Annotated in this window: 15 protein-coding genes and 1 pseudogene; 7 read left to right on the top strand and 9 right to left on the bottom strand. The window is 68.2% G+C overall.

Annotated elements, in window-relative coordinates:
• Window positions 1–11: 11 nt before the first annotated feature.
• Both H0X90_RS09175 and H0X90_RS09170 read right to left on the bottom strand, forming a co-directional pair.
• The gene (locus tag H0X90_RS09175; protein WP_006481625.1) at window positions 12–1,094 is read right to left on the bottom strand and encodes a serine hydrolase; all 1,083 of its coding nucleotides are present in this window, start codon (window positions 1,092–1,094) and stop codon (window positions 12–14) included.
• A gap of 197 nt (window positions 1,095–1,291) precedes the next feature.
• Window positions 1,292–1,570 (bottom strand): hypothetical protein, encoded by a 279-nt coding sequence (locus tag H0X90_RS09170; protein ID WP_058903203.1) that lies wholly within the window; start codon window positions 1,568–1,570, stop codon window positions 1,292–1,294.
• 51 nt (window positions 1,571–1,621) lie between these two features.
• Between H0X90_RS09170 and H0X90_RS09165 the strand changes: the two genes are divergently transcribed.
• Together H0X90_RS09165 and H0X90_RS09160 are read left to right on the top strand one after the other, a co-directional pair.
• The gene (locus H0X90_RS09165) at window positions 1,622–2,497 is read left to right on the top strand and encodes a LysR family transcriptional regulator (protein ID WP_006481620.1); all 876 of its coding nucleotides are present in this window, start codon (window positions 1,622–1,624) and stop codon (window positions 2,495–2,497) included.
• Between the two features lie 71 nt (window positions 2,498–2,568).
• A complete protein-coding gene (locus H0X90_RS09160; RefSeq protein ID WP_069351966.1) occupies window positions 2,569–2,853 on the top strand; it encodes a transcriptional regulator in 285 nt (94 codons plus the stop codon).
• Between the two features lie 110 nt (window positions 2,854–2,963).
• Here the strand turns inward: H0X90_RS09160 and mgtA are convergent, their stop codons facing one another.
• Together mgtA and H0X90_RS09150 are read right to left on the bottom strand one after the other, a co-directional pair.
• Window positions 2,964–5,729, bottom strand: coding sequence for a magnesium-translocating P-type ATPase (gene mgtA / locus H0X90_RS09155; protein ID WP_077189377.1), 2,766 nt, complete (start codon window positions 5,727–5,729; stop codon window positions 2,964–2,966).
• Window positions 5,730–6,442: 713 nt separating this feature from the next.
• Window positions 6,443–8,098, bottom strand: a complete 1,656-nt coding sequence (locus H0X90_RS09150) for a S8 family peptidase (RefSeq protein ID WP_077189378.1) — start codon at window positions 8,096–8,098, stop codon at window positions 6,443–6,445.
• 409 nt (window positions 8,099–8,507) lie between these two features.
• Between H0X90_RS09150 and H0X90_RS09145 the strand changes: the two genes are divergently transcribed.
• Window positions 8,508–9,404 (top strand): glutamate/aspartate ABC transporter substrate-binding protein, encoded by an 897-nt coding sequence (locus H0X90_RS09145; protein WP_006488707.1) that lies wholly within the window; start codon window positions 8,508–8,510, stop codon window positions 9,402–9,404.
• A 100-nt stretch (window positions 9,405–9,504) separates the two neighbouring features.
• On the opposite strand, the gene H0X90_RS09140 is transcribed toward H0X90_RS09145, so the two are convergent.
• A complete protein-coding gene (locus H0X90_RS09140) occupies window positions 9,505–10,050 on the bottom strand; it encodes a hypothetical protein (protein ID WP_034202228.1) in 546 nt (181 codons plus the stop codon).
• A gap of 286 nt (window positions 10,051–10,336) precedes the next feature.
• Here H0X90_RS09140 and H0X90_RS09135 point away from each other — a divergent pair, with 286 nt between their 5' ends.
• Entirely contained in the window at window positions 10,337–11,584 is a 1,248-nt protein-coding gene (locus tag H0X90_RS09135) for a multidrug effflux MFS transporter (RefSeq protein ID WP_006488708.1), read from the top strand.
• A gap of 91 nt (window positions 11,585–11,675) precedes the next feature.
• Window positions 11,676–11,822 (top strand): annotated as a pseudogene (locus H0X90_RS35720) (GNAT family N-acetyltransferase); the annotation flags it as partial.
• A gap of 19 nt (window positions 11,823–11,841) precedes the next feature.
• Here H0X90_RS35720 and H0X90_RS09130 read toward each other — a convergent pair.
• The 4 genes from H0X90_RS09130 to H0X90_RS09115 form a co-directional block, all read right to left on the bottom strand.
• Window positions 11,842–12,540, bottom strand: coding sequence for a hypothetical protein (locus H0X90_RS09130; RefSeq protein ID WP_077189379.1), 699 nt, complete (start codon window positions 12,538–12,540; stop codon window positions 11,842–11,844).
• Between the two features lie 143 nt (window positions 12,541–12,683).
• Window positions 12,684–12,971 carry a hypothetical protein gene (locus H0X90_RS09125; RefSeq protein ID WP_077189380.1) on the bottom strand — a complete coding sequence of 96 codons (288 nt, stop codon included), beginning with the start codon at window positions 12,969–12,971 and terminating at the stop codon, window positions 12,684–12,686.
• A gap of 203 nt (window positions 12,972–13,174) precedes the next feature.
• Complete coding sequence (gene pbpC, locus H0X90_RS09120) at window positions 13,175–15,418, bottom strand: penicillin-binding protein 1C (RefSeq protein ID WP_006494682.1); 2,244 nt, start codon at window positions 15,416–15,418, stop codon at window positions 13,175–13,177.
• A 10-nt stretch (window positions 15,419–15,428) separates the two neighbouring features.
• Window positions 15,429–21,491: an alpha-2-macroglobulin gene (locus H0X90_RS09115; RefSeq protein ID WP_077189381.1), complete on the bottom strand. Its 6,063-nt coding sequence runs from the start codon at window positions 21,489–21,491 to the stop codon at window positions 15,429–15,431.
• A gap of 310 nt (window positions 21,492–21,801) precedes the next feature.
• Here H0X90_RS09115 and H0X90_RS09110 point away from each other — a divergent pair, with 310 nt between their 5' ends.
• Together H0X90_RS09110 and H0X90_RS09105 are read left to right on the top strand one after the other, a co-directional pair.
• Window positions 21,802–22,305: a sugar dehydrogenase complex small subunit gene (locus H0X90_RS09110; RefSeq protein ID WP_077189382.1), complete on the top strand. Its 504-nt coding sequence runs from the start codon at window positions 21,802–21,804 to the stop codon at window positions 22,303–22,305.
• On the top strand, window positions 22,305–23,924 hold the full coding sequence (locus tag H0X90_RS09105) for a GMC family oxidoreductase (RefSeq protein ID WP_006482972.1): 1,620 nt from the start codon (window positions 22,305–22,307) through the stop codon (window positions 23,922–23,924). Before H0X90_RS09110 ends, H0X90_RS09105 begins: the two co-directional genes overlap by 1 nt.

Genomic DNA, 23,924 nt, shown 5'->3' with positions numbered 1-23,924 from the left:
CCTGCGTGTGTTTACCGGATCGAACAGGACAGCCAGCGATGGATCCGGATGGCGTCGCTCGATACGCCGGCGCGCGTCGGCGCACCGAGCAGCACGACCGTTTCGCGGCGGCCTTTCACGCGCATGCGCATGACGACGCCGTGCCCCGATTCGTTGATGAAGCCGGTTTTCTGCAGCCGGATCGGCAGGCGGCGGTAGCGCACGAGCGGGTCGGAATTCACGTACACGAGTTCGCCGTCGCCGGGGCGCACGGTGGTCGACAGATCGGTCGAGAAATAGCGGATCAACGGATCCTGCGCGGCCGCGCCGACGAGCCGCGCGAGATCTTCCGCGGTCGATACGTTGTGCGGCGACAGGCCGGTGGGCTCGCGGAAGTGCGTATGCCGCATGCCGAGCCGACGTGCTTCGCGGTTCATCGCCTTGACGAACGCGACGCGCCCGCCCGGATAGTCGCGGCTCAACGCGGCGGCCGCGCGATTCTCCGACGACATCAGCGCGATATGGAACATCTCGCGGCGCGACAGTTCCGAGCCGACCTGCAGCCGCGAACCGGTGAACTTGATCGTGTCGCGATCGCGCGCGGTCACGCGCAGCACGCCGTTCAGCGGACGATCGGCGTCGCGCGCGACGACGGCCGTCATCAGTTTGGAGATCGATGCGATCGGCCGGACGGTACGCGCGTTGCGCGCCAGCAGCGGGGTGCCGGAATCGACGTCGAGCACGTAGGCCGCGCGCGAATGCAGCGAACCGACCGCGCGCGGCGTATAGCCGCAACTGGCGAGCAGCTTCGGCTTCGCGGGCGGGCGCGGCCGCACGGCGGCCGTGCGTTTCGCGCGCCGCTGCTGCGGCGCGGGCGCCGCGTGGCGTTTGGCCGCCTGATGCGTCACGCGCGAGCGACGATGCTTGACGGCCTTTTTCTTGCGATGGGGTTTCTTCTTGACGGCCTTCGTATGGGCATGCGGTTGCACATGGGCGGCGCGATGCGGTTGTACGCGTTGCGCGGACGCATTCGCGGCGAATGCGAGCAGCAGGAACGACAGGGCGAGGATCAGGGTGGTCCGGGCGCGAGGCAGGCGCGCGATGAGGCCGGTCAAGCGAAAGTCTCCTTTTCACGCGCGATGCGGCTGCGCGGAATGCGTGGGCGGTCAGCGGGTGCGGGAAATTATACGGTCGATCGCGGGGCGATGACGATGGGATGACGCGCATTGACGCGTGATGCGGGAGGATTTCGGTCGTTTTCGCGCTGTCCGGCCGCGGTGGGTGTGGGGTGAAAGGCGCGCAGCCACGCGGTTCAGCGCGGCCAGTTCCGCCGCGACACGACCGCAAAACTGATCGCGATCGAACCGGTCACCGCGCGTGGCGGCGCGTCTTCCAGGGCATCGCCGAAGCGAAAGCGGCGGCTGCGCCCGTCCGTGCGCTCGGCACGACGCTTCGGTGCGCGGGTCTCGGCGGCCACTGCGCAGGTGTTGGCATCCGCGACATCGCATGACGGCTCGGCCACGCAGTCGGCCGCTGGATCGAGGGACATGAACGTGAATTCCGGAAAGGGCATGTCCGTATTGAACGCCATTGCATTCGATCGGTAAAATGAATATTTCGATCGTTACGATTCCGTTAAAGAATGGAACTGAAACTGCTGCGCACATTCCTGACGGTCACCGAGCTGTGCCATTTCAGCCGTGCGGCCGATGCGCTGCACATGAGTCAGCCTGCGCTCAGCAAGCAGATCGGCGCGCTCGAGGCGAGCCTCGGCGGCAAGCTGTTCGAGCGCGGCCGGCATGGCGCGGAGCTGACGCCGTTCGGCGAACGCTTCCTGCCCGACGCGCAGGCGCTCGTGCGCGATGCCGACGAAATCCTGGCGCGTGCGCGGGAAGCGACCAGCGGGCAGCGCGGGCATTTGCGGCTCGGCATCTGCCTGTCCGTGCTGACGCTCGTGCCGAAACTGATCGCCGAATTCCGCCGTTGCAATCCGGGTATCGCGGTGACGCTGAGCGACCTGTCGTCGTCCGAGCAGACGCGCCGGCTGCGCACCGGCAAGCTCGACGCCGGTTTCCTGCGCCTGCCTTCCGACGAAGGCTTGTCGTCGTTCAAGGTGATCGACGAAGCGCTCGCGCTCGCGGTACCGCCGCATCTCGGCTTCAAGCGCGTGCCGGCCGACCTCGACGTGCTCAACGAGATCGGCTTCATCGCGCTGCAGCGTGCGCGTGGTCCCGGGCTGGCCGCGCAGATCGACCGATGGTGCGTCGCGCGGCGCTTCGTGCCGCACGTGATGCAGCAGGCGGAGGACGTGCAATCGGTGCTGACGTCGGTCGCGGCCGGCGGTGGTGTCGCGTTCATCCCGTCGAGCGCGCAGTACCTGTTGCGCGACGCGACGGTGCTGCCGCTCGACGGCCGGGACGCGAAGTGGCGCGTGGGGCTCGCGTGGCGGTCCGATCGCGACGATCCCGTCACCACGCGTTTCGTGTCGTTCATGCGCGCGGCGCTCAAGGGGGCGTGACGCGGCGTATAGTGTCCGCGATCGCTTTCTTCCTGCATGCCGGCGCGACGCCGGCCGACGAACCCGAACCGATGACTTCAGAATCCGACGAATCCCCGCTCGATCCCGCGCTCGTCGCCACGCTCGCGACGCTGAACGAAGCCGCCAGCGGTCCGGCCGGCAAGCCATGGTCGCTGCCGAAGATCGCGAAGCGCGCGCAATTGCCGATGAGCACGCTGCGCCGCGTGTTGACGCAACTCGACGCCGCCGGCCTGAGCGCGACGACGCTGAACGAGGACGGGACCGGCAGTGCCGCGCTGACCGACGAGGGGCGCGCGGTGTGCGCGCAGCTGTTCGGCGCGAACGATGCCCGCTGAATGAAAAAACGGGCCGCCGAGGCGGCCCGTTCATCGCCGAACGACGGCAGATCGGAGTGTTCGGCCCGTGCGGGTGGCGCACGGGCCGGCGCATCGTCATCCGCGCGCGATCAGAACCACTGCTTGTAGCGGCGCACGTAGATCGTCTTGACGATCTGCGCGAGCACGATGTAGCCGACCATCGTCGCGGCGAGCCACAGCCAGTAGGTGCCCGGCAGGTGCATGAAGCCGATCGCCTCCGCGAACGGCGAGAACGGCAGCCAGCAGCCGATCGCGATCGCGGTGAAGGTCGACAGCAGCACCGGCAGCGACGCCGTGCTCTGCAGGAACGGGATCTTCTGCGTGCGCAGCAGGTGCACGACGAGCGTCTGCGACACGAGGCTCTCGATGAACCAGCCCGAGTTCATCACGATCTGGCCGCTCGCGCCGCCGTTCAGGTGATACAGCGCGCCCGCACCGAACACCGTCCACATCAGGATGTACGTCGTGATGTCGAATACCGACGACGTGGGCCCGACCCACAGCATGAAGCGGCTGATGTTGCCGGCTTCCCACTTGCGCGGCTTCTTCAGGAACTCGGGGTCCATCTTGTCCCACGGCAGCAGCATCTGCGACGTGTCGTAGATCAGGTTCAGCACGAGCAGTTGCGTCGCGAGCATCGGCTCCCACGGCAGGAACGCGCTGGCGACCAGCACCGAGAACACGTTGCCGAAGTTGGAGCTGGCCGTCATGTTCAGGTACTTCAGGATGTTGCCGAACGTCTCGCGGCCCTTGATCACGCCTTCCTCCAGCACCATCAGGCTCTTTTCGAGCAGGATGATGTCGGCGGTCTCCTTCGCGATGTCGGCGCCGCTGTCGACCGAGATGCCGACGTCGGCGTCGCGCAGCGCGGGCGCATCGTTGATGCCGTCGCCGAGGAAGCCGACGGTGTGACCGTTCGCCTGCAGCGCCTTGACGATGCGCGCCTTCTGTAGCGGCGTGAGCTTCGCGAACACGGTCGTGCGTTCGACCACCTGCGCGAGCGTGGCATCGTCGAGCACTTCGATTTCCGTGCCGAGCATCGGCTTGCCCGGTTCGAGGCCGACCTGGCGGCACACCTTCATCGTGACGGTCGGGTTGTCGCCCGTCAGCACCTTCACCGCGACGCCGTTCTCGCGCAGCGCGGCGAGCGCCGGCGCGGCCGACTCCTTCGGCGGATCGAGGAAGGTCAGGAAGCCGCGCACGACGAGATCGTGTTCGTCGGCGGTGCGGTATTGCGCACGCTCGTCGCCGCGCGGGATCGTGCGCGTGGCGAGCACGAGCACGCGAAAGCCGTCCTCGTTGTACGCGGTGGCCTGCTCGAGCAGCCGCTTGCGGGCCACGTAGTCGAGCGGGCGTACGCCGTCTTCATCCTGCACGTGCGTCGACACCGCCAGCATTTCCTCGACCGCGCCCTTGCAGATCAGCAGATGCGTGCCGCGCGTATCCTCGACGACGACCGACAGGCGGCGCCGCACGAAGTCGAACGGCAGTTCGTCGATCTTCTTGTAACCCTGCGGCTTCACGCGTTCGCCGATCTCGTCGGCGCGCGCGACGACCGCGATGTCGATCAGGTTCTTCTGGCCGCTCTGGTGGAAGCTGTTCAGCCAGCCGAGCCGCAGGATGTCCTCGTTCTTGTGGCCGGACAGGTCGAGGTGATGTTCGAGGATGATCTTGTCCTGCGTGAGCGTGCCGGTCTTGTCGGTGCACAGCACGTCCATCGCGCCGAAGTTCTGCACCGAGTTCAGCCGCTTGACGACGACCTTGCGGCGCGCCATCGCGACCGCGCCGCGCGCGAGGTTCGCGCTGACGATCATCGGCAGCATCTCGGGCGTGAGGCCCACGGCCACCGCGAGCGCGAACGTGAGGGCGCTCAGCCAGTCGCCCTTGGTCAGGCCGTTGATCATGAACACGATCGGCACCATCACGAACATGAACTTGATCAGCAGCCAGCTGACGCTCGCGACGCCGCGGTCGAAGCTCGTCTCGATGCGCTTGTGGCTCACGACGTTGCGCGCGAGCGAGCCGAAGTAGGTCTCTTCGCCGGTCGCGACGACGACGGCCGTCGCCGTGCCGCTGACGACGTTGGTGCCCATGAAGCAGACGTTCTCGAGATCGAGCAGCGACGCCGGTGCGCCGTTGGCCGCGCTCGCCGCGTGCGTGCCCGCGGATTTGCCGGCCACCGCGCCGAGCGTGTCGTACTTCTCGACGGGCAGCGCCTCGCCGGTCAGCACCGCCTGGCTGATGAACAGGTCGCGCGACGCGAGCAGCCGCACGTCGGCGGGGATCATGTCGCCGGCGGAAAGATGCACGATGTCGCCGACGACGACGTCGCGCATCGGCACTTCGCGGCGCGACGGCTCGGCCGTGTCGGTCACCACGCGCTGCACGGTCGCGGTCGTGCGGACCATCGCCTTGAGCTTCTCGGCGGCGCGCAGCGAACGGAATTCCTGCACGAAGCGCAGCAGCGCGCTGATCGTGACCATCGTCAGCAGGATCGTCATGCCGACGTAGTCGCGCTCGTCGGGCGCCGCGAAGTAGACGTCGGTGAAGAAGCTGATGGCGGCCAGCACCAGCAGCACGTAGACGAACGGGTTGTGGAACGAGAGCAGCAACTGCCGGGTCCAGTGCGGCGGCTTGTCGTGCGCGATTTCGTTCGGACCATGGTGCTGCAGGCGATCGGCGGCCTGGTCGTAGGTGAGGCCGCGCGTGCTGGTGTGCAGCGACTTCAGCGTGTCTTCGAGCGGGCGGGCCGCTTCCTGCGCGGCGCGCATGGTGCGCGGTTCATTCTGCTGGCCGGCGCCGGCCTTGATGAAGCCGCGCTGTTTCTTGTGCGAGGTGTTGTGTCGTGTCGTCATGAGTCGCTCCTTGCGCACGAGGCGGCGGGCGGGGAGCGACCGTGACGTTATCGACGCACGAGCGCTCCCCGCCGCGTCGCGTCAGGCGCGATCGGCTGTGGGTCGGTAAAGGCGGGAACGCTCGCCGGCGCGCATGATGCGGACGGCGTGTCGATGCGCAGCGTCGCACCGGCGAGCGGTAATCGACTACTGTCGTCTGAGTTCATCTGCACTCCTGTCGGTTGCGGATAGTCGGCACGGGCGATCGGCGGCGCGCGCAACGAGGCGCGCGGCCGGACGGCACGCGAACGGAGAGCGCACGCGGCTGGCGCCGCGCGCAACACGAACGCACGCGCGCGACGGCGCGCCGCGTGCATTCGACAACATCGAAAAATTCGGCGGGAGATCTGGCCCGTGGTCAGGCCGGAAGGGCGCCGCATCCTGCTTCCCGGGATGCGGCAGAAGACGAGGCTCTGCGCGTTTTCCTCAGGCAGCAGTCAAGTTGGCCAGGGACCAACTACAACTCGCATCGGTGTTCACAGAACACTCCATGTAACTAGACGGGGGCGATGGTAATGGCTCGCTGTGCGAAGCGTCAACCCTTTTGTCAGGCGTTATTTCGAGATGCTCGATCGCGCCGGTGTGCGTTCGCGGGCGCGCCGGACAGCCTGCAACGAAACAGCCGCGCGCACACCTTGTCGGCATGCGCGCGGCTGCGTCGAACGCGGTGCCGGTTACTGGTTCGCGGTCGCGACGGCGGCGCCCGCATCGAGGATGCCCGAGCCGGCCGGCAGCGCGGTGCACGACGTGCCGGCCGCGAGCTTCGCCGCGCGCGTGCCGCCTTGCAGCTTCTGCAGGATCTGCGCGGGCGTGAGGTTGCCGTTCACCGACAGCATCAGCGCGGCGACCCCCGTCACCTGCGGCGTCGCGAGGCTGGTGCCGTTCGCGAGGCCATAGGTGTCCGAGCCCGGCGTCGTCGTGCCGGTGTTCGACGTCGACAGGATGTTGACGCCCGGTGCGCTCAGCGCGACATCGGCGCCGAAGTTGCTGAACGATGCGCGGCGGCCCGTCGCATCGGTCGCGCCGACGGTGATCACGCCGCGGCAGTTGGCGGGCTGGTCGAGCCCGGTCGACAGGCCGTCGTTGCCGGCCGCGACGACCACGGTCACGCCTTTCGCGGTCACGTCGTCGATCGCCTGCTGGAACGTCGTGCTGCACGCGCCGACTCCACCGAGGCTCAGGTTGATGATCTTCGCCGGCCGCGGGTTCGTCGGTACACCGGTCACCGGAATGCCGGCTGCCCAGCGCATGCCGTCGGCGATGTCGCTCGTCACGCCGCCGCACTTGCCGAGTACGCGCACCGGCAGGATCTGGCCGAGCCACGATACGCCGGCGATACCGGTGCCGTTGTTGGCGGTCGCGCCGATCACGCCCATCACGCGCGTGCCGTGCCAGCTGCTGTCGCTCGGCTGGCTCGCGCAGTGATAGAACGGGCCGTTGGCGTTGTCGAGTTCCTGCTGCGTGACCCAGTCGCCCGGATCGGTCGCGTCCGGGCTGCGCGTCAAGCCGTTGTTGCTGGTGTTGACGTTGCTGATGAAGCTGTAGCCGGACAGCAGGTTGCCGACGAGGTCGCCGTGCGGCCGATAGCCGGTGTCGAGCACGGCCGTGACGACGGTCGGTGAACCCTTGGTCACGTTCCACGCGGGCGGCAGGTCGATGCCGGCGGTCGGGTCGGACAGATACCACTGCTGGTTGTAGAGCGGGTCGCTCGGCGTGTCGCGGATCTGCATCGGGTGATCGGGTTCCGCGTAGTCGACATCGCTGTCGGCCGCGAACGCCTGCGCGAGCGCGGCGGCATCGGTGGCGGCCATGCGCTGGCCGAGCGACAGCACGGCCGCGCCGTTCGAGATGGTGCGCTCGACCTGCACGTTCACCGGCGTTTGCGCGACCGTGCTCGCGTACGCACGGGCGCTGCCGGTCACCGGCGCCGTCCAGCGCGTCATCGCGCGCTGGATCACCGCGTCGAGTCGCGCACCGTTGTCGACGGCCGCCATCGCTCGGGGGGCCGTCAGCGTCTTCAGCTTGACGATGAGGTGATCGATCGGCGGCTCGACCGGTGCGGTCTGCGCGGCCATCTGCACGGCGGCCTGCTGCGACGTGCACGCATTGGTGCCGGACGACGCGGGCGGGGTGGTCGGCGCGGGCGTGGGCGCCGGCGCGGGCGCGGGCGCCGGTGCGGGTGACGCGTTGGACGAAGACGGGTTGCTGCCGTCGCCGCCGCCTCCGCCGCAACCGGCGAGGGGCAGCAGGGCGGCGGCGGACAGCATGCCGGCGAGCATGCGCGCATGTGCGAGGCGCGCCAGCGCGAAATTGAAACGTTTGGCTCTCATGTTGAAAGTCGATCCTCGTAGATAACCGTCGTGCCGGCGGTGGCGCTGGTCCGGGCGAGCCGGACCTTGTCGTTTTTGTCTGACGGTTGCAGCAGGTTGCTGCGACGCGCCATGCACTGGGTAACGGCGTGCGCGGCGGCTTCTTGAGTGCGTTTCGCGAGAAAAACAGGCGGTGCCGCAAACGATTACGTTGATGCGTCGCAGCATGAACGCGCGTTTGGAACGACCGGCACAGAGCCGGTGCGCGGACCGGTCGGGCAGGAGGCGCGGGCGAGCGGGTTTGCGCGGCACGGAAAACGTCTTTCAGGATCCGGCCGTGGCGGAAGGTGGTTTACGCTTCCCCTGATATGACGCGAATATTGTCGGGCGTACGATCGCGACTCGATCAACGTTTCGTCAGGAGACAAGCATGGATCGTCGTTTCCGTTGGCTTGCCGTCGCGCTGGCTTGTGCGCTGGCCGGCACCGCGCACGCGCAGGCTCTTACCGGTACGCTGAAGAAGATCAAGGACACGGGCGTCGTGTCGCTGGGCATTCGCGAGTCGTCGGTGCCGTTTTCGTATTCGGACAACCAGCAGAAGAACATCGGCTATTCGCGGGACATCGCGTCGCGCATCATCGACCAGTTGAAGACGGAGTTGAACCTGCCGAACCTCGCGGTGAAGGAAATCCCGATTACGTCGCAGAACCGGATTCCGCTGCTGCAGAACGGGACGATCGACTTCGAATGCGGTTCGACGACGAATACGCTCGAACGGCAAAAGCAGGCCGCGTTCTCGAACAGCATCTTTTTGTACGGCATCCGCTTCAGCACGCGCAAGGATTCGGGCGTGAAGGACTTCGCGGACCTGGCCGGCAAGACGGTCGCGACGACGGCCGGTACGTCGGACGAGCGCCTGCTGCGCAAGCTCAACGAAGAGAAGGCGATGAACATGACGATCATCAGCGCGAAGGATCATGCCGAAGCGTTCATGAACGTCACGACCGGGCGCGCGGTGGCGTTCGTGATGGACGAGCCGCTGCTGTACGGCGAGATCGCGAAGGATCGCAACCCGGGCGCGTACACGGTCACCGGTACGCCGCTCGTTCACGAAAACTACGCGTGCATGATGCGCAGGGACGATCCGCCGTTCAAGCGCGTCGTCGACGGCGTGATCGCGAAGATGCAGACCTCGGGCGCGGCCGAGAAGCTGTACGACCAGTGGTTCACGCAGCCGATTCCGCCGAAGGGCGTGAGCCTGAACTATCCGCTGTCGGCGGAGATGAAGCAGCTGTTCAAGAATCCGACGGATCAGGCGCAGTACTGAGCACCGCGTCGTGGCGATGTCGCGCCACCCATGAAAAACCGCCGGCACGTGCCGGCGGTTTCGCTTTGCGGCCCGGTCGCTCGTGCGCCGGACGCGCGCGTCAGGCCTTGATTTCAGGCCCGCGTGCGGCCGGCCGTGCCGGCGTCGCCGGGGCGGGAGCGGGCGCCATCGAACGCGCCGAAGGTTGCACCGGCACGATCACGACGACCGGTTCGGGCATGGCCCACGGCGCCATCGCGAACCCGACGGGCTGCGGCATCGGCATCGCGAACGCGTTGGCGAGCGCGATGTGCTGGAGCGCCATCATCTGCTGCTGCATCGCGACCATCTGCGCCTGCGCCGCCTGCATCCGGTACTGCACGGCCTGCATTTGCCGCAACGCTGCCGCGGGCGGCATGCCGCCCGACGACGACGTCTGCATCTCGAAGCTCGCACCGCCTTGCGGGCTGTGCCAGCTCCACGTGCTGACCTTCATCGGGCCGACGGCCGTCTGGACGACACGCGTCTCGGCTTTCACGGGCACGGCCTGCCCGTTGACATTGACGAACATCGGTTGGGCGGCGGCCGCCGCGCCGGGCTGCCCGGCCAGCGCGAACACGGGCACCAGCGCCAGCGCGCCCGCCGCCATATACGAACGGAATCGCATCTTCGTATCTCCATCAAACGAGACTGATCGAATCAACAATGACGTGCGGCTCACGGAGTGAGCCACCCGAGACAATGCCGCCGCCGGCTTAAATCAACATTAAAACCGCCGCCGGCGGCCCGATCGGCGCATGTCGGGACCGGCCATTCAACCTCGCCCGCGCCAGGGAAATCCTGTCGCCGGATGCAACAACAGGCACAATACGGAATTCGCCACGACCGCACGCATGTTCGAGATTCGAACATTGACGGTGCGGCACTGCTGTCCGACCTCCTTCCCAGTCGTCATGAACGCCACGCTCACTCCCGCGCGCGAGTCGAATTCGCCGCGCTTCCTGCTGTTCCTGATCTGCCTGTTCGCGTCCGCCGGCCAACTCGCGATCGACATCTACGTGCCCGCGCTGCCCGACATGGCACGTTCGTTCGCGACCACGCCGCAGGCGATCCAGTCGAGCGTGTCCGGTTACATGGCGGCCTACGCGCTCGGCCAGCTGATCTTCGGGCCGATCGCCGACGCCTACGGCCGCAAGCGCGTGCTCGCGTTCGGGCTCGTGATCTACACGATCGGCTGCCTGCTGTCCCTCGGCGCGCCGAACCTGGAGACGTTCGTGCTCGCACGCTGCCTGCAGGGCTTCGGGATCGCGACGACCAACCTGCTGGCGAAGGCGATCATCACCGATTCGTTTTCCGGCCAGGCGCTGATGCACGCGTTCACGTACATGTCGATCGCATGGGGGCTGGCGCCGATCATCGCGCCGGTGATCGGCGCGCACCTGCAGGAATGGTTCGGCTGGCGTGCGTGCCTCGTGTTCCTGCTGGTCTACTCGCTGGCGATGTGGGCGCTGCTGTGGCGCTACCGCGAGACCTTGCCGAAGCCGGTGCATCTCGAGCCGCGCACGCTGATGGCGAACGCGGGCAAGGTGCTGGCCAGCCCGGTGTTCCAGAGCTGCTTCCTCGCCCAGGGGCTGTGCTACAGCATCCTGCTGGTGTTCAACATCGTCGGGCCGTTCATGGTCCAGACCACGCTGCACAAGCCGCCGACCTTCTTCGGTTATCTCGCGCTCGGCATCGGCCTCATGTATTTCCTCGGTGGTTTGTCGAACCGGATTCACGGGCGCGGGCTGCCGAGCGCCGAGCAACGGCTGCGGATCGGCGCGCGCGTGATGGCGGGCGCGTCGGTCGCGATGCTGGTGCTGGCGCTGACCGTCGGCCTGCGCGTGTGGACGCTCGCGACGCCGGTGCTCGTGATGGGTTTCTGCGCCGGTGCGATGTATCCGACGCTGATGGCCAAGGGCAATTCGCTGTTTCCGCATATCGCCGGCCTGACGAGCGCGATTCTCGGCTGTGCGCTGCTGCTCGTGTCGTCCGCGATGATGGGGCTGGCCGGTTTCGTGTCGATTCACGTGCTGACGCCGCTGGCGGTGTTTTTCGTCGCGTTGTCGTTCATCGTCGTGTGGATGGTGACGAAGCTGCTGCGGTATCTGTCGCAGCAGCAGGCGGCGCCGGTGGTGTGCGGGAGCGGGGAGGCGGCGTAAGCGCCATGTGGTGACCGCGGCCCACGAGCCGGATCCTGCTGAATCGCGTCGCCCGGTCCGACGCCGCTGACGTGATCGTCGCGAACCATCCGGCAACCGTGCGTCGATCGCGTTGGTTGGACGGCTCGGGTTCAGGCAAGCGGGATGTTCGCCGCGCTATCTGCGCATCGGCGGCGAATGGCGCGACCACGAGCGTTGGGCGTTGCTGGCCGACGACGCGCGCGAAGCGGGCACCTGACGGTCGATTCCCGTCCCGCTCACATTCCTTGCAGCGGGTGTGCGGCCCCGGCCTGCTGCAACAGCGACACGGCAACCGGATCCGGCAGTCCGTTCGGATCGATCGCGCCAGCCTTCGCCAGCGCAACGAGATCGCCGTCGACGCCCGGTTGCCCGACCACGAACGGGGTGGTCAGGAACGCCGGCGCGGCCAGCGAGACCGCATAGCGCTGCTGCAGGTTCGTCACGACGGCCGATTGCGCGGCCTGCACGGTGTCCGGGCTGTTCATGGCCCGCTGGTAGCGCAGGCTGCCCTGGAAATTGCCGATCAGCCCGGCCGTGTTCGTCCCGAGTTGCGCCGCGAGATAGACGAGCATCAGCTCGGTCTCGGGCGTCGTGTTGAAGGTGCCGCCCGCATAGGCGAGCGAATGCAGGCTCGCGCCGCCCGACGCCACGGTGATGACGCATGGCAGCGCGGCGTCGAGCGTCACACGGTAGTTGCCGCCGCCGTCCGTCAGCGTCGTTGCCGAGCCGACCGCGCAATTGACCGTGACCTGCGCGCTCGCGAGCGCGTCGCCCGTCGCGGCCGTGCCCGACAGCGCGACGGTTTGCGAGTTGTCGTTGAAGCACACGTCGACACCGAAGCAGGCATCGCCGTTGCAGGCCTGGAGGGCGGCGAGCGCTGCAACGCACAAGACGCCCAGCGCGGGGCGGGTGAAGCGTTCGTGGCGGATGTTCATGGTCGCAGGCCATCGAGAGAATGAGGCAACCGGTGCGCGTCGGGAATGCGGCGCTGCTGTCATTCTAGGTGCTGAACCGCGGTGCTGCTGGCCCGTTCGGTCTGCCGCTGGCGGCTTGCGCGCGGTATGGCCGGGCCGAGGCGTCATTGGCGCGGGTGGCGGGCCGGCGCCATGACGTAAGCGAGCAACAGGCTCAGCAGAACGCTGAGCCCGAGCACGTGCCAGTGGCTGGCGAGCAATCGCTGGAAGTGTTCGCCCATGTCCGGCGTGATCCACCAGCAGGTCATCGGGTGCATGCGAGCCTGGTGGCATTCCAGGATGCCGCCGTTGCGATACGCGTCCCACAGGCTGTCGGCGGCATACAGGTCCAAGCAGAGCGGGATGATCTGTACGCCATGCCGGAGCAGTTTGCCCTCGGTTTCGGGTGTCATCGTTGTCGGTCCGGGATCGGCCTGCGTCGGTTCGTCGTCGGTGCCCGAATGCACCGCGTGCGCGATATTGTCGAACTAATTCATCCCGTCCACAATGATTTGCGGCTTGGCCGGTCCGGTCGAATAATCGGGCGACTGCACTCGACTTCTCCGGCCGGCCGCCGAAGGCGAATACGGCCGGCCAGTAAGGCCGGCTCGCCGCCTCAGGGCTTGCGCGCGGCCGGCTTCGCGAACGCGCCGCGCACCTCGAAGCCGATCGCATCCGCGACGTTGCCGCGCGCATCGACGAGTTCGAGCCGGTGCCGGCCCGGCCATGGCAGCCACGCGACGCGATCGGCATGCCCGATCACCTTGTCGTCGAGCCGCCACGCGAACTTCGCCGCGCGCCCGGACGAGCGCTCGAACCAGATCCGCTGGTTCTTCGGCGGAATGTCCGGGTCGATCGCGAAGATCGTGCCGTCGGTCGGCGCGCCGATCGTCAACGGCGCGCGCGCGCCGTCCTTGCCCGGCGTGACCGGCGCCGCGAGCCGGATCGTGTCCACCGCCGTGCCCGCGATGAACCACTCGTTGCGGGCCGGCTCGATGTCGCGCTCGAACGCGATGCGGCGCGTCTCGACGCCGGCCGGCGCACGCGGCGCACGGCTCGGCAGGTCGCGGTGCAGATAGCCGACGACGGCCGACCACACGGGCGACGCGCCCGTGACGCCCGACACGTCCCACATCGGCGAGCCGTCCGCATTGCCGACCCATACGCCGACCGTATAGCGCGACGTGAAACCGACGGTCCAGTTGTCGCGCATGTCCTTGCTCGTGCCGGTCTTGACCGCGGAAAAGAAGCGCGTCGCGAGCGGGTTGTCGAAGCCGAACGTGCGCACGCGCGCATTGTTGTCGGACAGGATGTCGGTCACGACGAAACTGGCCGCCTCGCTGAACACGCGCGTGCCGGCGTCCGGCCGCGCGGGCGCCGCTGCGCCGGCTGCCGCCGTCGGCGCCGCGGCCGGCAGGTCGACGACCTTGCGCGCGACGCCGCCGTTCGCGAGCGCGCGGTATGCATTGGTCAGCGACAGCAGCGTGACGTCGGCACTGCCGAGCGCGAGGCTGAAGCCGTAGTAATCGCCTTCCTGCGCGAGCGGCAGGCCGAGTGCGGTCAGCGTGCGCGCGAAGCGGTGCGGCGTGACGAGCACGAGCGCGCGCACGGCCGGCACGTTCAGCGAACCACCGAGCGCGCTGCGCACGCTCACCCAGCCCTTGAAATCCTTGTCGTAGTTCTGCGGAATGTACAGGCCGCCGCCGGCGGCGAGGTTGATCGGCGCATCGTCGAGCAGCGACGCGGCCGTCAGCCGCTTCTCGTCGAGCGCCTGTGCATAGAGGAACGGCTTGAGCGTCGAGCCGGCCTGACGCGGCGCGAGCACGGCGTCGACGTCGCGCGCGCTCGACAGTGCCCCCGACGAGCCGACCCACGCGCGGATCTCGCCGGTCGCGTTGTCGATCACGACCACCGCGCCGTCCTGCACGTTGCGCCGGTGCGCGGGCGCGTCGAGCTCGGTCAGCGCGCGCGTCAGCGTGTCGCGCGCGAAGCGCTGCAGCGGCGCATCGAGCGTCGTGCGGATCTGCGCGCCGGCCGCCGGCTTGACCTCGGCCGCGATGCGCCGCGCGAAGTGCGGGGCGAGGGCGGCGCCGTCGTCGCGGACGGTATTGGCTGGGCGTGCGACGACGAGCTGCACGTAGCCGTCGAGCGACGCGCACGCCTGCCCGGCATGCATGTCGCGCAGGATCCGGCACGCGCGCTCGGCGATCTTCGCGGGCGCCGCGTTCGGCGCCCGCACGAGGGCGGCCGCGATCGCGGCCTCGCGCGCGTCGAGGCCCGACGGCGCCTTGCCGAACAGCACCTGCGACAGCGCGCCGAGCCCGATCGTCTCGCCGCGGAACGGCACCAGGTTCAGGTAGGCCTCGAGGATCTGGTCCTTGCGCCAGCTGCGTTCGAGCCACAGCGCGTTCACGGCCTGCGTGGCTTTCTGCGGCAGCGAGCGCTGACCCGAGCGGCGCGGCGAATCGCTGAGCAAGCCCGCGAGCTGCATCGTGACGGTCGACGCGCCGCGCGTGCGCTCGTTCCACAGGTTGCCCCACGCGGCGCCGGCGATGCCACGCCAGTCGACGCCGCTGTGTTCGTAGAAGCGCTTGTCCTCGGACACGACGATCGCCTCGCGGAACGCGGGCGATACGTCGGCGAGCGACACCCAGTCGCCGCGCCGTTCGGTGAGGTCGATGCGCGTGCGCTGCAGCGGCGTGCCGTCGCGCGCGAGCAGCACCCAGTCGGAACTGCGCCAGTTGCGGCGCACGTCGTCGTAGCCGGGCAGCGCATGCGCGACGAGCGGCGCGGCCAGTACGACGGCGACGAATACGCGGCCGGCGAAACGCGCCGGCCGCGGCAAAGCCAGATCGATCATCACTTGCTCGTTACTTGCCCGCGTCGGCCGGCTTCACGGTCAGCGGCGGGTTCGGCCACAGGCCGTACACGGACGGTGCATACAGCGCCTCGACGCGCGTCGGCGGCAGGCCGAACGTGCCGACGTTGTTCAGCCGCACCGTGTACTCGACCGAGAATTTGCCCTTCGGCAAATAGTCGTAGTACGCACGATAGCCGTCGAAGTCGCGCTCGATGAACGCCGGCCATGCACCGTCCGGCGTTTTCTCGCCCTGCGTCGCGGCTTCGGAATCGCGGCCGAGGCCCGACCCGAGGATCGTCGCGCCGGACGGAATCGGATCGTTGACGACGACCCACGTCATGTCGCTCTGCGCATCGATGTCGAGATGCACGCGCACGACGTCGCCGCGCGTCAGCACGCCCTTGACGGCCGCCGATACGGGCGTGACGGTCTTCGTGATCCGGTAGCCGGCCGCGAACGGCGCGCGCAGCGGCACGGCGGCGAGGCTTTCGACGGTCGCCCACGGGCGACCGGTGCCGTCCTGCGTGACCGACAGCGTCGCCGGCCCCTGTGACGCACGCGGCCACGGCATCAGCACGCTGCGCGCGGCGGCCGCGCGGGTCGCGGGCGTGGCCGACGCCGACGGCGCCGCCGACGCGGGGGTATCGGCGGGTGCGGCCGAGCCTGCCTGCGACCACGAGATCGCGCGTTCGTTGCCGCCGAGCGCGATCTTCGTCGTGCCGGCGACCGGCGTGCTCTCGTAGGTGCGCGAGAAGCGCTCGACCGCGAGCAGGCCGAGCGCGTTCGACGTGGTCGTCTGCCAGGCGCCCTGGCGTTGCAGCGCGAGCAGGCCGGCGGTCACGCGCGGCATTTCATCCTTCCATGCCGGGTCGCCCGCGAATTCCAGCGCGAGGCGTGCGGCATTGGTCTCGTTGCTGGTCATCAGCCACCACAGGTCGTCGTCGCGCGCGGTCGAGAACACGAGCTGCGTGCCCTGGTACGTCAGGCGCGCCCGCAGGATCTGGTCGACCTGCGCGCGTTTCTCGTCGCGTTGCGGGATGTCCTTCACGCGCGTCAGGATCGCGTGATAGTCGATCACCGCCGATGTCGGCCACTGGTTCGGCGCGATCTCGATCGAGCCGAGCATGCGGCCCTGCGCGGCGCCATAGCGCGACAGCGCCTCGATCGCGGCGAGCTTGCGCAGGTCGCGATCCTGGCGCGGCGCCCACGCGTTGCGCTCGAGGCGACCGTCGACGAAGCGCGCGAGCCCGGCTTCGAGCTGCGTGCGCAGGTCTTCCGGCAGCGCGAAGCGCGGATCGAGACGGCTGGCTTCGTCGGACACCACGAGCAGGTACGACGACAGCGTCGGGCTGCCATGGTGCGAATCGTCGGACGACGGCGGGAAGTAGCTCGCCAGCCCGTCGCTGTCGAGATAGACGGGCATGCGCGCGATCAGCGCCTGCCATTGCGCGGGGTCGCGCAGCCCGATCGCACGCGACGTCTGCTGTTCGAGGCAGCGGTACGGATAGCGCTCGAACCAGCGGCGCACGCCGGGCAGGCCGTCGGCGAGCTTCGACTGCAGCGACACGGCGATGCCGCCGCGCGGGACGCCCTGGGCATTGCTTACCGCGCCGGCCGGGGCCGCCACGGGCACCGTCAGCGTGCCGTCGACCTGCGCGAGCGTCGCCTGCTGCACCGTGACCGGCAGCGCGGGCACGACCTTCTGCGCGACCGCCAGCGCGTCGGACGCGCGCTTGCCGCCTTGCTCGGCCGCCTCGATGCGCCAGTTCAGCGCACCGGCCGCATCGAGCGCCTGTTCGGGCACGGTGATCGTCCACGCGACTTCGGTGGCCGCATTCGCCGCCAGCGACACGGTTTGCGGTGCGACGTCGAGGCCCGTCACGTGCGGCGTCACGACGACCTGCATCCCGCGGTCGGTCGTGTTGCGCAGCGTGACCTGCGCACGGAACGCGTCGCCTTCGCGCACGAGCGGCGGCAGGCCGGAGATCAGTTGCAGATCCTGCGTGCTGCGGATCGACGTGCTGCCCGTGCCGAAACGGTCGGGGCCGACCGCCGCGATCGCGACGATCCGGAAGCGCGTGAGCGCGTCGTTGAGCGGCACCTCGACGGTCGCGCTGCCGTTGGCGTCGAGCGTCACGCGCGGATTCCACAGCAGCAGCGTGTCGAACAGCTCGCGGGTCGGCGCGCTGCCGCCCCCGCCGCCGGCCGGCACGGCCTTGCGGCCGAAGTGGCGGCGGCCGACGATTTCCATCTGCGCGGTGGCCGTCTCGACACCGTACGCGCGCCGGCGCAGCATCGCGTCGAGCAGATCCCAGCTGTTGTTCGGCATCAGTTCGAGCAACGCCTCGTCGACGGCCGCAATGGCAATCTGCGTGCCGGCCGGTGCCGGCTGGCCGTTCGGCAGCGTGACCTTCACGTGCGCCTGCGCCTTGCCGCGCACCGTGTAGCGCGTCGCGTCGGTCGTCACGGTCACGCCGAGGCGGTGAACGCCCGTGCCGACCTTGATCTCGCCGAGCCCGTAGCGGAACGCGGGCTTCGACAGGTCGACGAACGCGGTCGGCGCTTCATAGTGGCGGCCTTCGCGCCAGAACGCGCGCGCCCATTCGACCGGCGCCTTCCAGCCCCACGTGAAGAACGAGTACCACGGCACCTCGCGAATCCGGCCGCGCAGCGCGAGCACCGACACGTAGACGTTCGGCCCCCACGCGTCGCCGACCTTCAGGTCCACGGTCGGGTTCTTGCCGTTCAGCTCGACGATGTGCGTTTCCATCACGCCGCCGCGCTCGACCGCGACGAGCGCGGTCGCGTAGCGGAACGGCATGCGCACCTGGAAGCGGGCCGTTTCGCCTGGTTCGTACGACGTTTTCTCGGGGATCACGTCGATCCGGTCGGTGTTGTCGCCGCCGAACCAGAGTTCGTCCTCGCGCGTGACCCACACCGACGTCGACGCATTCGACGTGCGGCCGTCGCCGTCCTTCGCGACCGCGATCAGCTGCACGTTGCCGGCCTGTTCGAGCGTCGCGTCGCAGGCCATGCGGCCCTTGTCGTCGGTCTTGCCCGAGCACAGCACGCCGAGGTCGCGCGTATCGCTCTTGTTGTCGTACGCATAGAAGCCGCCGACCATCCGCTTGCGCGACGACGTCGTGATGCGCGCGACGCCCTTGATCTCGATCGGCACCGACGCGCGCGGCTTGCCCTGCAGGTCGACCGCCAGGGCCTGCACCGGCACGCGCTGGCCGACCGACACCCAGCGGCCGGCCTTGATGCCGGCCACCACCGCGGCCGGCCACAGGATCGTGTCGCCGCGGATCGTCTGCACTTCGCCGTTCGGGTCCGCGAACGTCGCCTCCAGCGCGATGCGCTTCGGTGCGTCGACGTCCGGCAGGCCCTTGAGCGTGACCGTGCCCGCGCCGTTGCGGTCGAGCGTCAGCGGCAGCTTGTCGGCGATCAGCTTCGTCGCGTCGGGGTCGTGGTTCGACGACGACGCGTTGTCGCCGTCCTGCGCATCGTCGTCGGCGTTGCCGTCGCTCGTGTCGGGGCGATACGGCGTGAAGCTGAAATCCTCGAAGCGATCGGCGAACGGCGGCGACGCCCACTTCATCAGCGCCGACACCTGTACCGGCAGGTTCGATGCGCCGCCGCCCGACACGTAGTCGATCTGCACCGCGAGCGGCGCTTCCTTCGCGGCGACGAGCGGGCTCTTCTGCGCGTCGCGCGCGCCGATCGAGCCTTTCAGCACCGGCAGGCGGAACGCCTCGACCCGGAAGCTGCCGCTGTAGTAGGTGGCGCTCGGCGCATCTTCCGGGCCGCCTTCGAGTTCGACGCTGTATTCGCCGAGCTTCGCGGCGGCCGGCAGCGTGAACTGCGAGTCCGCGCTGTGGTCGGCCGCCCACGTGAGCGGCAGCTTGTAGGTCTGGCCCGTGCCGAGATGGCGGATCGCGACGCGCGTCGGGTATTGCGACGGGAACGCGAGACTCTGCAGCGTCTCGGTGCGGATGAAATGCTTCATCGACACGGTTTCGCCGGCGCGCAGCAGCGTGCGGTCGAACACCGTATGCGCGCGTACGGTCGGCGCGCTGTCGGTGTCGGTCGGCACGTTGAAGCGCCACGATTCGATCCCGCGGTTCCAGCCCGAGCTGACGAACGCCATGTCGGGGCCCGTCTTCGGGTCGTCGACGCGCGCCGACACGAAGTAGTCGTCGAAGCGCTGCTCCGACGAGCTGCACGCGCGCTTCGGCTCGAACGGCCCGTCGATCTTCAGCAGGCCCTGCGCGTCGGTCTTGCCGGCCGCGATTTCGTCGCCGTTGCAGTCCGACACGCGGATCTGCGCGTTCGGCACCGGCTTGCCCTTGTCGAGCGTCGTGACCCACACGAGATTGTTCTCGCGGCCCTGCTTCAGATGCACGCCGAGGTTCGTGACGAGCACGGTGGTGCGCACGTACATGCTCGACGGCTTCGCGAGCAGCGAGCGGCCGAGCGCGGGCGACGCGAGTTCGAGCACGTAGAAGCCGGGCTTGTCGATCGGCACGCCGACCACTTCGAACGGGCGCAGCGTCTTCGGGTCGGCCTTCGGCAGCGTCAGCACCTGCGCGCCGGGCTCGCCCGTCAGCAGCGACAGCGAGCGCACGTCGATGCGGCGGTTCTTCGGCGCCGGCTGCTTTTCGCCGGCTTCGAGCGGCACGTACACGGGGTGCTGGCCCTTGCGTTGCAGCAGGCCGGGAATCTGGTCGTCGATCGAGCCGGCCGTCATCGACCAGTTGTCGAACCGATCGACGGTGCGCATCCATTGACGGATCGCGGTGTCGTTCTCGACCTTCAGGTTCGCGAATTGCGCGCCGCCCGCATTGAGGCCCGCAATATGCAGGTCGGCCTCGACGTTGCGCAGCGTGACGGGCACCAGCGCCGGCGTACCGGGTTCGGCGAAGCGCTCGACGATCCCGAAGGTGCCCGACGAGAATTTCGCGAGCGGCGGCATCGGCGCGGTGCGCGTCGCGAGCGGGAACAGGTCGGCGTTGGACAGCGGCCGGTCGGTCACGTCGTGCAGGCCCGACGGCAGCTCGACGGTCAGGGCGGCTTGCGCGGGCAGCGGCGGGTTGAACGTGACGGTCGTCACTTCCTCGCTGTGATCGTCGGCCGCGAAGGTCGGCGACAGCGAACCGTCGGGGCCGCGCAGCTTGATCGCTTCGGCCTGCTTGCGCGCGATCGGTGCGTTGAACGACAGCGTGAGCGGGCGCAGCGGCGTGCAGGGCGCCTTCGCGTTCTCGCGTTCGCACGAGAAGCTCGCGGCGAACGGTGCGCGCACGGTGAAATCGAAGCGCCGTTCGGTTTCGTTCGCGATGCCGCTCGGGCTCGCGACGCCCTTGCCGTACACGAGCTGCATCTTCGCGCTCGCCGGGAGCGCCTGCGAGCACGACAGCGTCAGCACGCGCGCCGCCTCCTTCTTCAGCCCGAAATGATCGAGCAGCGCATTGCGCGTATCGTCGTCGGCCGCCGTGACCGGAATGCGGTTGCCGATGCCGGCCGCTTCGCACCAGATGTTCGCGAGCGCCGAACGCGGCTCGGCCGGGCCGTTCAGCTTCATCACGAAGACCTGACGCTCCTCGATCTCGCGGGAGCCGGGGCGCACCGACACCGGGAACGGGCCGCCCGTCTGGAACGTGAAGCGACGCGGGCCGCTCGCCGCATTGCCGGCGACCGAGCGCAGCGTGTCGTTGAGCGCGACCGCGCAGCGGACGCCCGGCGGCAGGTCGCTTTCGAAATCGTAAACCCAGGTCTTGTCGTCGAGCCAGTGGCCCTGGCCGCGCGCGGCCGTCGAATCGTTACAGGTCACGCGCGCCGGATTCGGCGCGGAGGCCGAGCCGAAGGCGACCATCGGTTCGTCGAACTTGACGACGCTCTGCCGGACTTCGGTGACGGTGCCTTGCGGCGACACGCTCACCGTGCGCGCCGCGCCGGCGTGCAGCGACAGGGCCGCGGCGGCGCCGAGCGCCGCGACGGCGCCGATGCGCCAGAGCAGCCGGGTCGTGTGGTTGGTTTGGTTCGTTTCTTTGTTGTACTTGTCGCGCTGCTTCATCGCTCGATTGCCCTCGGAGGGAAGCTTTCTGTTTGATTGCACGGAATTCTAACCGACCGTCATGCGCGCGCAGTGCGGCGTGCAGGTGTGGTGTGTGGTCGGCACGCGACACGCGCGTGCCTGCGGCCGATTTGTCGCGTCGACGACACAAAAATGCAGCGAAATATCGATTGTCCCGGATTGCGGAACATTTAATAGACTATAAAAAGATTGTTCGATCCGATTTGTGCGCGTACATTGCAGGTCCGCGCCAATGTTTGAGAAATATCAAGCGTGGTTTTCCCGAATCCGGTGTTCGAGAGAAGGAAACATGCACAACGACAACACCCCCCAATCGCGTCGTGACGACGCAGCCGCAACCGGCATCACGCGGCGTCAATGGCTGCAGGGCGCACTGGCGCTGACGGCGGCGGGCCTCACCGGCTCGCTGGCGTTGCGGGCCCTGGCCGACGATCCCGGCACCGCGCCGCTCGATACGTTCATGACGCTCTCCGAAGCATTGACCGGCAAGAAAGGGCTGAGCCGCGTCACCGGCCAGCGCTATCTGCAGGCCTTGCAGAAGGGCTCGTTCAAGACGGCCGACAGCCTGCCGCAACTCGCCGGTGCGCTCGCATCCGGTTCGCTGAATCCCGACCAGGAATCGCTCGCATTGACGATTCTCGGCGCGTGGTATCTCGGCATCGTCGACAACGTCGTGATTACCTACGAGGAAGCATTAATGTTCAGCGTGGTGTCCGATACGCTCGTGATCCCTTCGTATTGCCCCAACAAACCCGGCTTCTGGGCCGAAAAACCGATCGAGAGGCAAGCCTGATGGCCGATACCGATACGCAAAAAGCCGACGTCGTCGTCGTCGGATCGGGTGTCGCCGGCGCGATCGTTGCGCACCAGCTCGCGATGGCGGGCAAGTCCGTGATCCTGCTGGAAGCCGGCCCGCGCATGCCGCGCTGGGAAATCGTCGAGCGCTTTCGCAACCAGCCCGACAAGACCGATTTCATGGCGCCGTACCCGTCGAGCCCGTGGGCCCCGCATCCGGAATACGGCCCGCCGAACGACTACCTGATCCTGAAGGGCGAGCACAAGTTCAACTCGCAGTACATCCGCGCGGTGGGCGGCACGACGTGGCACTGGGCCGCCTCCGCGTGGCGCTTCATCCCGAACGACTTCAAGATGAAGACGGTGTACGGCGTCGCCCGCGACTGGCCGATCCAGTACGACGACCTCGAGCACTGGTATCAGCGCGCCGAGGAGGAACTCGGCGTGTGGGGCCCGGGCCCCGAGGAAGACCTGTACTCGCCGCGCAAGCAGGCGTACCCGATGCCGCCGCTGCCGTTGTCGTTCAACGAGCAGACCATCAAGAGCGCGCTCAACGGCTATGACCCGAAGTTCCACGTGGTGACCGAGCCGGTCGCCCGCAACAGCCGCCCGTACGACGGCCGGCCCACCTGTTGCGGGAACAACAATTGCATGCCGATCTGCCCGATCGGCGCGATGTACAACGGCATCGTCCACGTCGAGAAGGCCGAGCAGGCCGGCGCGAAGCTGATCGACAGCGCGGTCGTCTACAAGCTCGAGACGGGCCCGGACAAGCGCATCGTCGCCGCGATCTACAAGGACAAGACGGGCGCCGACCATCGCGTCGAAGGCAAGTACTTCGTGCTCGCCGCGAACGGCATCGAGACGCCGAAGATCCTGCTGATGTCCGCGAACCGCGATTTCCCGAACGGCGTCGCGAACAGCTCCGACATGGTCGGCCGCAACCTGATGGACCACCCGGGCACCGGTGTGTCGTTCTACGCGAACGAGAAGCTGTGGCCGGGCCGCGGCCCGCAGGAGATGACGTCGCTGATCGGGTTCCGCGACGGCCCGTTCCGCGCGACCGAAGCCGCGAAGAAGATCCATCTGTCGAACATGTCCCGCATCAACCAGGAGACGCAGAAGATCTTCAAGGCCGGCAAGCTGATGAAGCACGAGGAGCTCGACGCGCAGATCCGCGACCGTTCCGCGCGCTACGTGCAGTTCGACTGCTTCCACGAGATCCTGCCGCAGCCCGAGAACCGCATCGTGCCGAGCAAGACGGCCACCGACGCGATCGGCATCCCGCGCCCCGAGATCACGTATGCGATCGACGATTACGTGAAGCGCGGCGCCGTGCACACGCGCGAGGTCTACGCGACGGCCGCGAAGGTGCTGGGCGGCACCGACGTCGTCTTCAACGACGAGTTCGCGCCGAACAACCACATCACGGGCGCGACGATCATGGGCGCGGATGCACGCGACTCGGTCGTCGACAAGGACTGCCGCACGTTCGACCATCCGAACCTGTTCATCTCGAGCAGCTCGACGATGCCGACCGTCGGTACGGTGAACGTGACGCTGACGATCGCGGCGCTCGCGCTGCGGATGTCGGACACGCTGAAGAAGGAAGTCTGA

The organism is Burkholderia sp. 9775_39 (genome assembly GCF_015712225.1).
GTDB classification, from domain to species: Bacteria; Pseudomonadota; Gammaproteobacteria; order Burkholderiales; family Burkholderiaceae; genus Burkholderia; species Burkholderia cenocepacia.
This window is presented reverse-complemented; position numbering and strand designations above follow the sequence as displayed.

What these genes read in the sequence shown, in the direction of transcription:
- H0X90_RS09105 (WP_006482972.1), top strand. Translation starts at nt 22,305, where the DNA reads ATGGCCGATACCGATACGCAAAAAGCCGACGTCGTCGTCGTCGGATCG.
- H0X90_RS09160 (WP_069351966.1), top strand. Translation starts at nt 2,569, where the DNA reads ATGACTTCAGAATCCGACGAATCCCCGCTCGATCCCGCGCTCGTCGCC.
- H0X90_RS09130 (WP_077189379.1), bottom strand. Translation starts at nt 12,540, where the DNA reads ATGAACATCCGCCACGAACGCTTCACCCGCCCCGCGCTGGGCGTCTTG.
- H0X90_RS09145 (WP_006488707.1), top strand. Translation starts at nt 8,508, where the DNA reads ATGGATCGTCGTTTCCGTTGGCTTGCCGTCGCGCTGGCTTGTGCGCTG.
- H0X90_RS09140 (WP_034202228.1), bottom strand. Translation starts at nt 10,050, where the DNA reads ATGCGATTCCGTTCGTATATGGCGGCGGGCGCGCTGGCGCTGGTGCCC.
- pbpC (WP_006494682.1), bottom strand. Translation starts at nt 15,418, where the DNA reads ATGATCGATCTGGCTTTGCCGCGGCCGGCGCGTTTCGCCGGCCGCGTA.
- H0X90_RS09135 (WP_006488708.1), top strand. Translation starts at nt 10,337, where the DNA reads ATGAACGCCACGCTCACTCCCGCGCGCGAGTCGAATTCGCCGCGCTTC.
- H0X90_RS09165 (WP_006481620.1), top strand. Translation starts at nt 1,622, where the DNA reads ATGGAACTGAAACTGCTGCGCACATTCCTGACGGTCACCGAGCTGTGC.
- H0X90_RS09110 (WP_077189382.1), top strand. Translation starts at nt 21,802, where the DNA reads ATGCACAACGACAACACCCCCCAATCGCGTCGTGACGACGCAGCCGCA.
- mgtA (WP_077189377.1), bottom strand. Translation starts at nt 5,729, where the DNA reads ATGACGACACGACACAACACCTCGCACAAGAAACAGCGCGGCTTCATC.
- H0X90_RS09170 (WP_058903203.1), bottom strand. Translation starts at nt 1,570, where the DNA reads ATGGCGTTCAATACGGACATGCCCTTTCCGGAATTCACGTTCATGTCC.
- H0X90_RS09125 (WP_077189380.1), bottom strand. Translation starts at nt 12,971, where the DNA reads ATGACACCCGAAACCGAGGGCAAACTGCTCCGGCATGGCGTACAGATC.
- H0X90_RS09115 (WP_077189381.1), bottom strand. Translation starts at nt 21,491, where the DNA reads ATGAAGCAGCGCGACAAGTACAACAAAGAAACGAACCAAACCAACCAC.
- H0X90_RS09150 (WP_077189378.1), bottom strand. Translation starts at nt 8,098, where the DNA reads ATGAGAGCCAAACGTTTCAATTTCGCGCTGGCGCGCCTCGCACATGCG.